The following is a 15458-nucleotide window of genomic DNA, read 5'->3' as shown; positions in this document are numbered from 1 at the left end:
TTTTTATCTTTTTAATGGCTGAAGGCTTAACACCGTATCGCCCGCATTGACGTTTATTTCTTGATCATGAGCAAAAAAACTCAATGCCTTTCCTTGCGTACTCACTGCTAGTAAAAGAGAATCATCGCTTTTCTCCTCAAGATATGTTTCGTACGTATATTCATCCGTGATTTTTGTATTGTAAATCGTATATCCATGCTCCATTTTATGATGCAGAAACTCCCACGTAATGCCTTTCTTAAAGAGCATACGTCCTCTTACTGTATGCATAATTTCATCAACATCTTCTCTTGAATCTTCTTGGTCACGAATGCTCAATTGAAAAACATTGTTCCGTCCCATATCTTGAAGAAAAGCAGTACAAACAAGCGCATTATATGCATCTAACTCAGTTGCAGCAATCACATATTCATAAGGAGTTAAGTCTAGATGATATTCTGTTTGCTCAGCTAGTACTTCTCCGTGATAAACATTTACCTCCGCTCTGCGCGCAACTCTTAACCGCTCCCACGAAGAATCAGCAACTAATACTGGATAGCCCAGCTGTTTTAACTTTGAAGCAAAGGCAACCGTAAAATCATTGCTTCCCACAAGCAAAATACCAGGTTCTTCGCCAATCGATAAATCCAGCTTTTTAGCTAGCCATGAAAGGGAAAAACCGTGTGCACAAACCGTAGCAAACACTAAAGCAAATGTCAGCGTTGTTAAGATCGAAGCATCTTTAAATCCTTCATCAATTAGTACTTTCGCAAAGTAGCTTGAGACCGTTAACGCCACAATTCCGCGCGGGGCAATCCAGCCAATCAGTATTTTTTCTTTTATAGATAAATCTGTGCCTACCGTTGATAAAAAGATGGAGACAGGTCTGACAATAAACAGCATAAGTAAAACAAACAAAATAATATTCCAATGAAAAATTTCAGTAATGGTCTTCATCGTCAGTCCAGCCGTTAACATGATAAAAATAGTAGAAGTTAATAGAACCGAAATATTCTCTTTAAAGTGTCGCATATCACTAATAGACGAAATATGCATATTAGCAAGGGTAATCCCCATCGCTGTTACTGCTAGAAGACCTGTTTCATGCTTAATTTCATCAGCTACTGTAAAGCAGGCAATAACGACAATAAATACGACCGGAGATTTTAAATACTCTGGAATATGCCCCTTTTGAAACATCCATCCTATTCCGCGGCCAAGAATCCATCCTATTAAAACGGCAATAATAGAGGCTACGAAGAAAAAGAGAATTGTTTTTCCACTCACTTCTCTCAGCACTAAAAATTGAACAATTTCAAACGAAAAAACGGCCAACAGTGCACCAAATGGATCGACAATAATACCTTCCCATTTTAAAATCGCTGCTGGTTTTGGTTTTAATTTAGCTTGTCGTAAAAGAGGTAAAATTACGGTTGGACCCGTCACAATAAAAAGCCCTCCGATAACAATTGCCACCGCCCAGGATAAATCCGCTATATAATGAGCAGCTAAAGAGCCTAACATCCAAGCTAGCATGGCTCCCAGTGTCACAATGCGAAACACGGGCTTTTCGATTCCTCTTACCTCTCTCATGTCTAAGTTCAAGCTGCCTTCAAATAAAATAACAGCTACAGCAATCGATACAAAAGGATCAAAAAGCTGAGCAAACTGTGCTTTAGGATCAATTAAACCTAAAATAGGGCCTGTTAACAGTCCGATAATCGACATCACGACAATTGCTGGTAGCTTAAATCTCCAAGCCAGCCACTGAGATAGAACTCCTAGTCCCACTACAAGTGTGATATGTACAAGCATAGGTTCCATTGTATCTTCCTTCTCTCGTTCGCATAATGTGTATATATTTTCCCTAAAATAAACCGATGTTATACAGGAAGAAACAAACACTACCTTGTTTTACCACTTTTTCAAAAATGCTAAACGCATCTCCCCTCTTTGAATCCAAGCTATTTTCCTTCGTTCGACACATATCTTACTCATGTTTGTCGAATTTCACTTTAGTATAAAATAGTAAAAAGCCTTTAGCTGCTGCTAAAGGCTTTTTGCCGGATGATCCAATTCATATAGCTTTTGATAGTGACTGTTCGTAGCAAGTAATTCCTCATGCGTTCCGCGAATGGCTATCTTTCCATCTTGTAGGAATAAGATTTCATCCATCTTTTCCATCCCAACTAAATTATGTGTAACCCAAATTAAAGTTTTGTCGTAAAGAGTTTCAAAGATAGTGGATAACAAACGCTTTTCAGTCACGGTATCCAACCCTGCAGTTGGCTCATCCAGCATAACAATTGGCGTACGCTGAAGTAGAACACGTGCTAACGCAATCCGCTGACGTTCTCCTCCTGAAAAGCGCTGACCTGTTTCGAGCACGGACGTTTGATATCCTTGATGCAAACCTTCCACAAGGGAGTGCATATTGACTTGCTTCATTGCCTCAATTACCTCTTCTTTTGTAGCCTCTTCATTAGCTAGTAATAAATTGTTTGCTACGCTTGTATTAAATAAATAAGGATTTTGATTTAATACAGAGATGAGTTTTGGTACATCTTCACGAACTTCAGCAACAGACTGACCGTTTAGTTGAACTGTACCTTCTGTAGGCAATAAGGAGCCTTGCAGCAGCTTTAACAGAGTCGACTTTCCAGCTCCGCTCTTGCCAAGAATCGCAATTTTTTTCCCTTGCTCGACTTGAAATGAAAGATCATGAATGACTGACTCTTCCTCATTGCTATAGCGAAAGCTTACATGCTCGACTTTTAAGCTAACCGAGTCCCATGAACCTTTGTAAGGTAGGGAAAGAGTATGTTTTTTCTTTTCATTCACAGATTCCCAGTTCTTTTCCATTTCCTGCACTCTATTTAATGACTCTTCAAATTGAGGAATTTTTTCTACTGCATTAGATACCGGCAGCAGTGCTTCAGATAAAGGAAATACTACTAAAATAAAAGCAGCAATAAAAACACCTGCAAGCTCTTTGTCTGCAAAAAGAGAAGCCCCAAACCAAATCATTGTGACAATTAAACCTGCTACAATAACTTGGCCAATCAATTCTCGGTAATACGTCCATAGTTTAAGCTTACGATCCATGCGGTCTAGCTCATCTTCTGTTTTGTTATACGAATGAAAAAATGACTGCTGCTGACCGCTTAACACCCAATCAGCAACTCCTAAAAACCCGTCTGTGACCTTAGCATATAACTGTGCTTTGCTTGATTTATATCGCTGATTGGCCGCTTTCATATGCCAAAGGGAAAAAAGCGGCATCACTACTACTAATAAAAATAAATAGATGGCAATCAAACATGCAAACTTTAGGCTAAAGAATCCTAAAGCTACAATCGAAATAACGTATAAAATAACAGCTGAGATTGTTGGAAGAATGGTACGCAAGAACAAGTCTTGTAAACTTTCAATATCTTCAGCGAGAACCGCTAAAACATCTCCCGTTCGATAGCGGGATGTAGCAACTAACGGTTCAATCAAATGATAAAGACGTGTACGCATCTTAGCTAAAATGCGAAGAATAAAATCGTGACTAACAAGACGCTCCGCATAACGAAAGGCGGCTCGACTTAAACCAAATGTACGCACAAGCACAATGGGAACGTACACCAGTAAGATTGTTTCTGGACGTAAGGAAGAAGCTGAAATCAAGTAACCTGATGTGAACATTAGCGCACAAGCAGAACCAATCGTTAACAAGCTTAGTAATAAGATAGAAAAGATACGATATTTATACGTTTTAAAGTAGGGCCATATCCAACTTTTATATTTCATCATATCTCCTCCTCTTCATGTAAAAATTGATAGTAAGCTCCTTTTTTTCGAATCAGTTCTTGATGATTGCCGACTTCTGCAACCCTTCCGTTCTCTATTACAACAATGAGGTCCATATCTTTCATCCAATGCAGACGGTGCGTAGCTAAAATAAATAACTTGTCTTGAAACATCGTTAAGATATCTTGCTTTAATTCATATTCCGTTTCAATATCTACTTGCGCCGTTGGTTCATCAAGCATAATAATAGGGCGATCGCTCAGAAACGCCCTAGCTAGGGCAATCCTTTGAGCTTGGCCGCCGCTAAGCTGCCGTCCTCCATCTCCTATCACTTCATTTTCCTTCTTAGGCATCTGTTGAATCGTAGATAAAAGTCCTGCTTTCGTTAAAGCATCTTCATAATCATAAGAACCGCCTCTATCCTGATAAAATTCAATATTTTCTTTCACTGTTCCATTAAAAATAAATGGGTGCTGAGGGATATACGTAATCTGCTTTTGCCAAGCATCTGAGCGTAAATCAACCGGCACGCCGTTTACTTCAGCAGACCCTTCTGTAAATTGTACAAAGCCGCTCAGTATATCAATAAGCGTCGATTTTCCAGCTCCGCTTTTTCCTATAATCCCAATTTTTTTACTTCCTTTAACATGAAGTGACACATCTTCAAGAGAAGGCGGCTGCTCTTCGTCATATTTTACGGTGATATGACGCAATTGAATTTCACTGTTTTCCGTCCAATCAGGGACATCTTCTTCTTTAGCCGACGGTTTTTCAGCCTGCTTTACAATCTTAATTAATGCATCTCCGGATTCTTTTCCGTCTAATGTTGCATGATAATCGTTTCCGACTTCCCGTATCGGCAGGAAGTATTCAGGCGCCAGCAATAAAATCATAAGTGCAGGCTCTAACGTCATCGAACCGTTCACTAGCCGCAAACCGAGCATAACAGCCACGATGGCTACAGATAACATCGTAAAGAAATCTAAAGCAAACGTAGATAAAAAAGCAATTCGGAGCGTTCCCATTGTCGCTTTTCGATAGCGGTCACTGACTCTTCCAATCGTTTCAGCATGCTCCTTACTTTTCCCGAGAAATGTTAACGTTTCTAATCCTCGAAGCGAATCTACAAAGTGATTGGACAGCACATGATATGTCTCCCATTGACTATCTATTTTTTTCTGGGCAGCCAGTCCAAGTAAAATCATAAATAAAATTAAAATGGGCATAGTTACAAGCAAAATAATGCCTGAGAGCCGATCTTGATACCAAACGAAAGCGAGCACTAGCCAAGGTGTAACGCTGATGGCGGCCAGTTTAGGCAAAAACAGCTCAAGATAAGCGCGAAGCTTCTGTAGGCCTGTGGTGATGAGCGTCACCAAGTTTCCTGTCCCTTCATTTTTGGTAAAGCGCGGTCCGAGTGCAAAAATGCTTTTCATGACCGTCAAACGAAGTTCCTGAGTCGTTTTGACTCCAAATTGATATGCTGTTTTTTTCACTATAAAACTTACGATCTGACGAACCATAAAGGCAGACAAAAACAATCCGATTGCTTTTGTCTGCGAAGTTAAACTTTCACCATGAAAAAGAGCAGTAATTACTTCGGCAAGCCACTTAGCTTGAAAAATAATGGCTACACTTTGAATAGTAATAAGCCCTATTAACACGGCAAGAACCATTTTTATTCCGTTGTAAACCATTAAATTTCTACCCATTAGTACTCCATATGCTCCTTATGATCTACACGTTTTTTAAAAACGTAGTAGCTCCAAATTTGATAACCTAACACAAAAGGCAGTAACGCAATAGCAGCGTAAGACATAATTTTCAAGGAATAATTTCCTGATGCTGCATTATGAATCGTTAAACTATAGCTTTCATTGACTGAACTAACCAAAACGGTTGGAAACAATCCTGCAAATATAGAGGAAATTGATAAAATTAAAATTAAGCCAGACATAGCAAAGGCCCATCCGTCTTTTTTCCGTGTAAGGAAAAATCCTGCTAGTAAATACACGAAAATACCGATAAAAAATGTGTATAGCATCAAGCGGCTATGATTGCTGAATAAATTTGTTTCAAAAAACGTCATGCCTGAAAAAATAAGAAGCAGCAAGGCATTAACAGGCAAAAGTTTCATGGCAACTTTTCGTGAACGATCTCTAATGTCATCCATCGTACGGATCGTCGCAAAAATAAGTCCGTGCCATAAGCAAAGCATCGTTAGCGTCACGCCGCCCGTTATGGTATATAGATTCACAATATCCGAAAACCCGGCATTCATTTGCATGTTGCGCTCAACAGGCAATCCTTTCATTAGTGCTGAAAATAAGATGCCGAAAATGAGCGGTGGAAAAAGACTTCCAAAGAAGATAACCCAATCCCACGCATTTTTCCACGCTTGTTTTTCAACTTTTCCTCGAAATTCAAATGCTACACCGCGTCCGATAAGCGAAAGCAACAGAAGAACAAAAAGAACATATGACCCGCTTAATAGCGTTGCATACCAGTTTGGAAAAGCGGCAAACATAGCACCGATTGCTGAAATTAACCAAACTTCATTTGCATCCCAAAAAGGACCGATTGTATTAATAAAAGCTCGTCGCTCTAAGTCATTTCTTCCTAAAAAGCGAGACACCATTCCAATCCCAAAATCAAAGCCTTCTAAAAAGATAAAACCAACAAACAGAATGGATACTAGCAAATACCAGAATTCATTAAGAGAAAACATTGTATCCCTCCTTTGTAAACGGATCAGTTGATGTTACTTTTGTATGTGCTTCGTGATCGTGATCTGGACCTTTTTTAATTTCTTTAACGAACAAGAACACCATAATCACAGCTAAAATTAAATAAAAGAACGAAAACGAGATAATAGAAAATAGCAATTCACCTGCTGTTACACCAGGAGACACGGCATCTTCGGTTTTCATATAGCCAAATACAACCCAAGGCTGACGGCCAATCTCTGTCATAATCCAACCTGCTGAGCTTCCAAGGAATGGAAAGGCGATAGCAATCGTCATAATACGTAAAAATAGTTTGCTTTCTTGAAGTTTTTTACGAGAAAGCAAATACGTACCCCAAATGCCTAATGCACATAATACGCCACCTAGACCAGCCATAATGCGGAAACTCCAAAACGTTGTTCGAACGGGTGGAATATAATTTCCTTCTCCATATTTCGCCGTATACTGCTGCTGCAGCTCATTCATTCCAGGAACGGAGCCTGAAAACTTACCGTATGATAAGAAGCTTAATAAGTAAGGTATTTTGATTTCACTCGTATTTTTCTTTTCATCAGGGTGAATATTTGCTGTTACTGTCCAAGCACCTGGACTTCCGCTGTTTTCCCATAATCCTTCACTTGCGGCCATTTTCATCGGCTGTGTTTTAACTAAATATCCGGCCTGTTCATGCCCAGATAGTGCAATTCCTACACCTGAAACTAGCCCTACAAGGATAGCAACTTGAAATGATTTTTTAGCAAAAGCCACATGTTTTTTCTTCAAGAGCATAACAGCGCTGACACCCGTGATAAAAAAGGCGCCTGTTGCAAACGAACCTAAAATTGTATGAGGGAATTCGACCCACAGCTGACCGTTCGTTAACAATTTAAAGAAGTCATTCATTTCTAAACGGCCATTATTTAGCTCCATTCCGACCGGATGCTGCATAAAAGAATTAGCCGTTAAAATAAAGAACGCTGAAAAGATAGTACCTAGACTAACAAGCCAAATACATAGACAGTGCAGCCATTTAGGCAAACGATCCCACCCGAAAATCCACAGTCCAAGGAAAGTGGACTCCATAAAAAACGCGAGCAGTGCTTCAATAGCGAGCGGCGCACCGAATACATCTCCTACAAATCTTGAGTACTCTGACCAGTTCATGCCAAACTGAAATTCTTGTAAAATACCTGTTACGACTCCGACAGCAAAGTTAATCAGGAATAAGTGCCCCCAAAACTTTGCCATTTTTTTATACTGTTCATCTTTTTTTACTACGTACATCGTTTCCATGATCGCTACTAAAAAGACAAGGCCGATAGACAGCGGTACAAAGATAAAATGAAACAGCGTCGTTGATGCAAATTGAATACGTGATAGTATGACTGTATCCATCTTCTTTCTCCTTTCATATATAAGAACATTTCATCATTTCCATAGATACTTTGCTCATTTCTGAGCATCTTTCACTTATATTGTGAAACATTGAGCATAACAATTCGAGAAATATGCTCAACATTTCACAAACATATGTAATGTCTCTCTTTCTATTTACATAGTATAGTCTATTTTTTTAGCTGTGCACGTACATTTTTTGAACGTTTTTAGACTAAAACGTGACTTTCTTGTGACAAAAAAGGGTAGGATCTCTTTATTTTTTCATAAAAAAAGCACGCTCTGATTTGAGCTTGCTTCTCTATGGTCGATATTTTGCTTTCGCATTTAATTTAGATTGACGAATGATTTGGTTAATGACTTCAGAAAATACAATACCTATGGCAATTGAACCTGAAATCATAAAGGCTTTTGCTGCAAGACTAATCGCTTCATTATAATTATTTTCTACAAAGTTACGCATGGCATCGTATGCTGTTCCCCCTGGAACGAGCGGAATAATACCTGCTACGGTGAAAATAATGATCGGCGTACGATAAATTTTTGCGTAAATTTGACTAATAATAGCAATAAAAAAGGCCGATGCTACAGTGCTTGGAATTTCATCTACACCATAGAACGTTAGCAAATAGTAAATGAGCCAGCCAATCATTCCGACAAAGCCACTTTTTAATAATGATTCACGTGGAACATTAAAAATAATCCCAAACGCTGCTGAAGCAATAAAACTTGTAATTATCTGCTCTACGATATGCATATGATGCCTCCCTTCTATAGAAGCGTAAATACAATGGCAATACCTGCACCAATAGCAAATGCCGTCAGAAACGCTTCTGCTCCTTTTGATAATCCAGACAGTAAATGTCCCGCCATTAAATCTCGCACTGCATTGGTAATCGATAACCCAGGAACGAGAGGCATAACGGATCCAATAATAATTTTATCAATTTGCGTTCCTAGTCCTGAAGCGACTAAAAGAGCTGATAAAAGTCCAATAACTAACGAAGCGGTAAACTCAGCAAAAAAGCGAATCGGAATAAGACGGTGGAAATACACCACGGTTAAAAATCCGAGACCTCCTGAAAACATCGCTGGAATAAAGTCCGTCCATAAACCTTGAAACATGATTAAAAAGCATCCGCTAGAAATGGATGCAGCTGCAAGTTGAACCCATAGTGGAAAAGCTACGTTCGTTGCTTCAATTTCTTGTAGCATTTCATACGCTTCCTCCAAGGAGATGTTTCCTTGACTGATGGTTCTTGAGACGCTATTTACCATAGTTACTTTTTTTAAATCGGTCGTTCGTTCGGAAATACGAATTAACTTCGTTTTCGTCGGTTCTTTCGTTTCAAGTGAAAACATAATCCCTGTTGGCGTCACATAGCTGTGGGATTTTTTTATACCGTAAGACGCCGCAATCCGCATCATTGTGTCTTCTACTCGATACGTTTCTGCTCCGCTTTCTAACATAATTTTACCTGCTAGTAAGCTAACGTCCATAATTTCATATTTATCTAATTTTTGTTGTGTCATCAAATCGCTCCAAACATATTAAAGCTTGGTTTTTTCCCCTACAGCATACAGTGTATAAGAAAGAGGGAAGTGGACGCAATGGTTAATGCAAAAAAGTGTGGACTTTTTGTCTCACACTTTCAGGAATAGTATATACATTCCTTATCAATTCATACGTTTTGTGGTCTCACGCTCTACTAATACAGGTGCCATTTTATACTGTACCTGATCTATTTCTTGCTGATCCTGAATTTGCTGAAGTAAGAGGTTTACTGCTTTTTCAGCCATTTTTTCCATCGGTTGACGGATGGTTGTTAGCGGAGGTTGTGCTTCACTAGCTTCTGTAATATCATCAAACCCTATAACAGACAAATCCGCTGGAACGTGAAGTCCGTTTTGCCACGCACAGTGTATCACTTTCAGAGCAATGTAATCCGTAGCACAAATAAGCGCAGTTGGGGGCTCTGGATGATGAGCTAGCTCATTTATAAACTGATATAGTTCATCTGAGTTATTCATATCTTCTTTCACAAACTTTGCGTTTGCTGACGGTACATACTGATAAAAAAGAGACAGACGGTGCTCGACTCCGCTTACAGCTTTTCCAACGAACCCGATATTCTTATGGCCAAGGTCCGTTAAGTGAGCAACAGCTAATTGCATTCCCACCGCATCATCTACATGTACAATTGGCCAAAGTGCAGAAGAGCCGTCTCCTGTAAGAGAAACGTAAGGCGTTTGATATTGTTTTAATACGTCTACAAACGGATGCGGAGCGGCTACATAATCTAATAAAATGACTCCATCAAACCAATGATTCATCATCACATTTAATTGACGCTCAGCCGTTGTTTCTTGGTAATCCGTATGTCCAATAAGAACGTCCATCCCTCGACTTTGAACTTGCTGCTGTACCTTTTTTAACAGCTCGATTAAAAATGGGTCTTTTAAATCTCTAATTAATATCCCGATAATCCCTGTTTTTTGGGCCCGCAGAGCTGCCGCAAATGGATTTGTCTGATATCCTAAATGAGCTGCTGCTTTTAGTACTTTTTGTTTTGTTTTTTCACTGATTTTAATTTTACCGTCTTTATTATTGAAGATTCTTGATACCGTAGCTAATGAAACACCCGCTTCTTTTGCTACTTCTGTAATCGTGACTTTTTTTCTCCCCATTCGTACCGACTCCTATTTCCTTTTAGTCTATCGACCAAGTAAACATTTTTCTTTATTATACTACTAGAAGTCGGAACCACCCAAAACTACCTTCCCTACTTTTCACTAAACAGCCACTTTAACACATCTTGAATTTTTTGATCCCAATATGCCCAGTCGTGACTTCCTTTTCCTTCTTCATATGTAAAACAAATAGGCTCTTGCTTACATCGCTCGGAAAAACGTTTATTTTCCTGATATAAAAAATCTTCCGTTCCACAGCATTGATAAATACGCGGAGTCACTTCTCCATAGCGCCGGCGATTTTCAAGCAGCCAGAAAAGATCATCCTCAGGTCTAATAACAGGCGGCATGCCAAAAATCAAAGGATAATCTAGGAACTGAACTTCCCCTCGCTCTCCAAGCCCTTCAATGTCCATCACTCCTGATAAACTGGCAGCTGCAGAAAATTGATGTGGTTTGCGAAACGCCCATTTTAAAGCGCCGTACCCTCCCATAGAAAGACCAGCCACAAAATTATCTTCTCTTTTTTCCGATAACGGAAAGAATGACCTAGCCAATTGAGGAAGTTCTTCTGTTACAAACGTCCAATACTTCTTTCCATAAGCCATATCTCTATAAAAGCTACGATCTACATTTGGCATTACAACTGCAAGTCCTAATTCTGATGCGTAGCGTTCAATCGAAGTTCTTCTCATCCATATCGTATGATCATCAGAAAGACCGTGTAATAAATAGAGCGTAGGGTGTTTCTCACTTCTTGTATTAGTTTGTAAACCAATCTGAGATTTTGTTTGCTGCGGTATCAAAACGTTCATTGAAGTACTTATTTGCAATACTTCTGAAAAAAAATCACATTGAATAAACGCCATATTTCTCTTCCCCCTTACTTTTTCTTCCCTATTGATTGATAACAAAACGTACATAATTCATATAAAAGTTAAAAAATAGTTTGATTATTTACAATTTTTAGTTTAACATAAAAACATCTTTTATGAAAACGTTTTACGTATAACGTTTTTTAAATTAAAATAGTGAACGCGATTCAAAGGAGGAATTTATATGGGGATAGTAAAAGTAACTTCTGACGAGTATAAGGAGCAAAAAGGAAATCTATTTTTTGTTATTTTCATTTCATGTGCAGCTGCTTTTGGAGGGTTACTTTACGGCTATGACACAGCCGTCATTTCAGGGGCTATTGGGTTAATGGAAGTGCATTTTAATCTCAGTCCAACGATGGTAGGTTTTGTTGTATCTAGTTTGCTGCTCGGGGGTGCCGTTGGGGTACTTTCTTCAGGAAAACTGAGTGATCGATTCGGTAGAAAAGGTATCTTGCTTTTAGCAGCTTCTTTATTTATCGTATCCGCAATTATGCAAGCGCTATCTTCAGCCATCTCTTTTGTGATTATTTCTCGAATTATTGGAGGGCTAGGCATTGGTATGGCCTCCGTTCTTTCTATTACCTATATTTCTGAAATAGCCCCTCCGCACATGCGCGGCCGCTTAGGCTCTCTTTATCAATTTGCTGTTGCCGTTGGGATTGTTTCTGTCTATTTTGTAAATGACTACATTTTATCTATTGGGGAAGACGCATGGCAGAATTCCACAGGATGGCGCTACATTATCGGTGCTTCTGGGATTCCAGCTCTTTTATTTCTTCTTATCCTTTCTCCTGTTCCTGAAAGTCCGAGGTGGCTAGTAAAAGCAAACCGCACTGTAGAAGCTATGGACATTTTAATTAAAATCAATGGTACACACATTGCACGCCAAGAGCTGTATCATATTGAGCAATCGTTAAAAGAAAATCAACCGGCTTCTCTTTCGCTTTTTAAAGAGGCAGGCCTTCGAAAAGCGTTGCTTATTGGTATTCTACTTGCAGCCTTTCAACAGCTTGTCGGAATCAATGCCATTATTTATTACGCCCCGCAAGTTTTTGAAGCAGCTGGAGCTAGAGGAGATTTATCGCTCCTTGTTACGTCTATGATTGGTGTAGCTGCCTTTTTAGGCGTTCTTTGTTCCATGTGGCTTATCGACCGGATTGGCCGCAAAGCTTTATTACTTATTGGCACAGCCGGTATGGCCGTTACGCAGCTTCTCGTTTCTTTTGGATTTCATTCACAGGGTACTGAAGGCTTGACTACTAGTTTACTTATTGTTTTTTATTTATTTCTTTTTAATATTTCTATGGGACCTGTTGTATGGGTTGTGATTTCTGAAATTTTTCCTAATCATGCGAGAGGCTATGCAATGTCTATTTCTACCTTTTTCTTGTGGATAGCTAATTGGTTTGTGTCTCAGTTTTTTCCTATTCTTTGGAACAAAGCTGGAGGATCTTTTACCTTTTTATCTTTTATGATTATGTGTATCGCTTCATTTTTGTTTATATGGAAGTGGGTGCCAGAAACAAAAGGAAAGTCACTTGAAGAAATTGAACATATATGGAAGTAAGGGAAGAGGTCGGGGTATAACTAAATGAATCCAATCTAAAGAAAAACAAATGGGATACATGAGCTAAATGGCTTATGACACCGTAGTTGATTTCCGTGCAAGACTTCGCTTTCCGCGGGAGTCTTCATCTCGCCCTCCAATCAACTACTAGAAGAATTTAAACAGATGAAAACTATGTTCACCCTAACAAAAAAAACGAACCACTAATCAAAAATTTTGATCAATGGTTCGTTTTTACTTTGTCTAAAACACTTTCGTCCCAGCCTCTTCTTTTTATCGAATTTGTCCATCTCCGTAAATAATATATTTTAATGTTGTTAATTCCTTTAACCCCATTGGTCCACGCGCATGAAGCTTTTGTGTACTAATTCCGATTTCTGCCCCGAAACCAAACTCTTCTCCGTCCGTAAACCTCGTCGAAGCATTCACATAAACAGCAGCTGAATTAACGCGCTGTAAAAAACGCTGAGCATGAGCATAATTTGTTGTTACAATCGCTTCAGAATGATGTGAACTATGAACATTAATATGGGAAATCGCTTCATCGATGTCATCTACGATTTTAACTGCCATGATGAAATCCAAATATTCTTTCTTCCAATCCTCATCCCCTGCTGGAACAAGATCTGGAACGATTGTGAGCGCACGTTCATCACCGCGTACTTCTACATCTTTCTCTCGTAGCGCTTGAACAATAATCGGCAAAAATTCATGAGCCGCCCGTTCATGAATAATCAGCTTTTCGGCTGAGTTGCACACCGCTGGACGAGATGTTTTTGCATTAATGACAATACTGGCTGCCATGTCACGGTCATATTCTTCATCAACATAAATGTGGCAGTTCCCGGTTCCTGTCTCAATAACAGGAACCGTTGCATTTTTTACCACCGCTTCAATTAAACCTGCACCGCCTCGAGGAATTAATACATCGATATATTCATTTAGCTTCATTAACTCGAGTGCTGTTTCTCTCGACGTATCTTCAATAAGCTGTACGCTATGCTCAGGAAGCCCTGCACTTGCCGCAGCTTGGGATAACACAGAAACAATCGCTTGATTCGAATAAAATGCCTCACTGCCTCCGCGTAAAATAACCGCATTTCCTGCTTTTAAGCATAGGCCTGCTGCATCACATGTAACGTTTGGACGCGCTTCATAAATAATTCCTATGACACCAATAGGTACACGCTGCTGCCCAATTTGTAAGCCATTTGGTCGTTTAGCCATAGACAGCACTTCTCCTACCGGATCTGCAAGCGCAGCTACTTGGCGCAGGCCGTCTGCCATTCCATGAATCCGCTCTTCATTTAAAGATAGCCGATCCAACATCGCTTTTGACGTGCCTTTTTGAACGGCTTTTTCTACGTCTAATTCATTTGCTTTTAAAATTGTCTCTTGTTGATCCAATAGAGCAGCCGCCATTTTATAAAGTGCCTGCTGTTTTTGTTCGCTCGTTACATTTCCTAAGAAATAAGAGGCTTCTTTTGCCTGCTTTCCTTTAAGCTGCAATTCACTCATTTCATTACTCCTTCAGCTTGTTTTAAGAATAACGTTCCAATTTCTTGGCCTTCAATAATATCTCGCAAAATACTTGGTTCTTTCCCATTTGCTAGGATTAAGCTCACGCCTGCACTTGTAGCTGTTTTAGCAGCGGTCAGCTTTGTGACCATTCCGCCTGTTCCAACGTCAGTTCCACTATCTCCAGCAAAATTCTCAAGCTCCGGCGTGATGCCATCTATTACTTTCATTAATTTAGAGTTAGGGTTTTTTGTGGGATCTGAATCAAAGAAACCGTCAATATCAGATAAAATAACAAGTAAATCTGCGTGAATCAAAACTGAAACAATGGCGGATAAATTATCGTTATCTCCAAAACGCACGATGTTTTCAATCTCATCGATGGCAACTGTATCGTTTTCATTCACAATAGGAATCACTTTGTCTTCAATTAATTTTTCAAACGTGTTCACAACGTTATTGCGCACATGTTCATCTTCGATTACATCTTTTGTTAACAGTACTTGACCAACAATGTGACTATACTCACCAAAGAATTTACTATAGATATGCATAAGCTCACACTGCCCGACAGAGGCTGCTGCTTGTTTTTCTCGAATAGAAGTTGGCTTTTCTTTTAACTTTAGTTTTTTTACTCCCACTTGAACGGCACCTGATGTAACAAGCACAACTTCTTTTCCTGCATTCATTAAATCAGATAACACACGCGCTAGTTTTTCAATGCGTGCTAAGTTAATATCTCCGTTATCATAGGTCAACGTAGATGTCCCTACTTTGACTACGATACGCTTGCTATTTTGTAACTCTTGACGATGGTTCACTCATTTCATCTCCCTAACTAAAAACACCTAAATGCGTACTAATTTTTTTAAAAATTATAGCAGAGATTATGTGAAAAGTCTTATAGTT

At 39.2% G+C, this 15458-nt stretch carries 12 protein-coding genes; 1 reads left to right on the top strand and 11 read right to left on the bottom strand.

All coding sequences use genetic code 11. The features are described 5' to 3' along the window. Positions 1-3: 3 nt before the first annotated feature. From ACH0CI_RS18910 to ACH0CI_RS18870, 9 genes are all read right to left on the bottom strand, one after another. Entirely contained in the window at positions 4-1803 is a 1800-nt protein-coding gene (locus tag ACH0CI_RS18910) for a cation:proton antiporter (RefSeq protein ID WP_047749567.1), read from the bottom strand. A gap of 225 nt (positions 1804-2028) precedes the next feature. After that, positions 2029-3774: a thiol reductant ABC exporter subunit CydC gene (gene cydC, locus ACH0CI_RS18905; RefSeq protein ID WP_406902088.1), complete on the bottom strand. Its 1746-nt coding sequence runs from the start codon at positions 3772-3774 to the stop codon at positions 2029-2031. Continuing rightward, positions 3774-5486, bottom strand: coding sequence for a thiol reductant ABC exporter subunit CydD (cydD, locus tag ACH0CI_RS18900; RefSeq protein WP_406902087.1), 1713 nt, complete (start codon positions 5484-5486; stop codon positions 3774-3776). Before cydD ends, cydC begins: the two co-directional genes overlap by 1 nt. Then, on the bottom strand, positions 5486-6502 hold the full coding sequence (gene cydB, locus ACH0CI_RS18895; protein WP_406902086.1) for a cytochrome d ubiquinol oxidase subunit II: 1017 nt from the start codon (positions 6500-6502) through the stop codon (positions 5486-5488). Before cydB ends, cydD begins: the two co-directional genes overlap by 1 nt. After that, a complete protein-coding gene (locus ACH0CI_RS18890) occupies positions 6489-7895 on the bottom strand; it encodes a cytochrome ubiquinol oxidase subunit I (protein ID WP_028411940.1) in 1407 nt (468 codons plus the stop codon). The genes cydB and ACH0CI_RS18890 overlap by 14 nt, the downstream gene beginning before the upstream one ends. Positions 7896-8196: 301 nt before the next feature. Next, positions 8197-8652, bottom strand: coding sequence for a threonine/serine exporter family protein (locus ACH0CI_RS18885; RefSeq protein ID WP_013059882.1), 456 nt, complete (start codon positions 8650-8652; stop codon positions 8197-8199). A gap of 14 nt (positions 8653-8666) precedes the next feature. After that, positions 8667-9428, bottom strand: a complete 762-nt coding sequence (locus tag ACH0CI_RS18880; RefSeq protein WP_013085528.1) for a threonine/serine exporter family protein — start codon at positions 9426-9428, stop codon at positions 8667-8669. A 144-nt stretch (positions 9429-9572) separates the two neighbouring features. After that, entirely contained in the window at positions 9573-10583 is a 1011-nt protein-coding gene (locus ACH0CI_RS18875) for a LacI family DNA-binding transcriptional regulator (protein WP_182028521.1), read from the bottom strand. 95 nt (positions 10584-10678) lie between these two features. Then, positions 10679-11455, bottom strand: a complete 777-nt coding sequence (locus ACH0CI_RS18870; protein WP_047749562.1) for an alpha/beta hydrolase — start codon at positions 11453-11455, stop codon at positions 10679-10681. 190 nt (positions 11456-11645) lie between these two features. Between ACH0CI_RS18870 and ACH0CI_RS18865 the strand changes: the two genes are divergently transcribed. Further along, entirely contained in the window at positions 11646-13031 is a 1386-nt protein-coding gene (locus ACH0CI_RS18865; protein ID WP_049166315.1) for a sugar porter family MFS transporter, read from the top strand. Between the two features lie 273 nt (positions 13032-13304). Here the strand turns inward: ACH0CI_RS18865 and ACH0CI_RS18860 are convergent, their stop codons facing one another. Both ACH0CI_RS18860 and proB read right to left on the bottom strand, forming a co-directional pair. Then, entirely contained in the window at positions 13305-14549 is a 1245-nt protein-coding gene (locus ACH0CI_RS18860; protein WP_406902085.1) for a glutamate-5-semialdehyde dehydrogenase, read from the bottom strand. Further along, complete coding sequence (gene proB, locus ACH0CI_RS18855; protein ID WP_013085533.1) at positions 14546-15370, bottom strand: glutamate 5-kinase; 825 nt, start codon at positions 15368-15370, stop codon at positions 14546-14548. The genes ACH0CI_RS18860 and proB overlap by 4 nt, the downstream gene beginning before the upstream one ends. Between the last annotated feature and the right edge of the window lie 88 nt (positions 15371-15458).

It is taken from the genome of Priestia sp. 179-F W1.4 NHS (genome assembly GCF_045369295.1).
GTDB classification, from domain to species: Bacteria; Bacillota; Bacilli; order Bacillales; family Bacillaceae_H; genus Priestia; species Priestia zanthoxyli.
The sequence above is the reverse complement of the archived record's forward strand: the minus strand, read 5'-3'. Positions and strand labels throughout refer to the sequence as shown.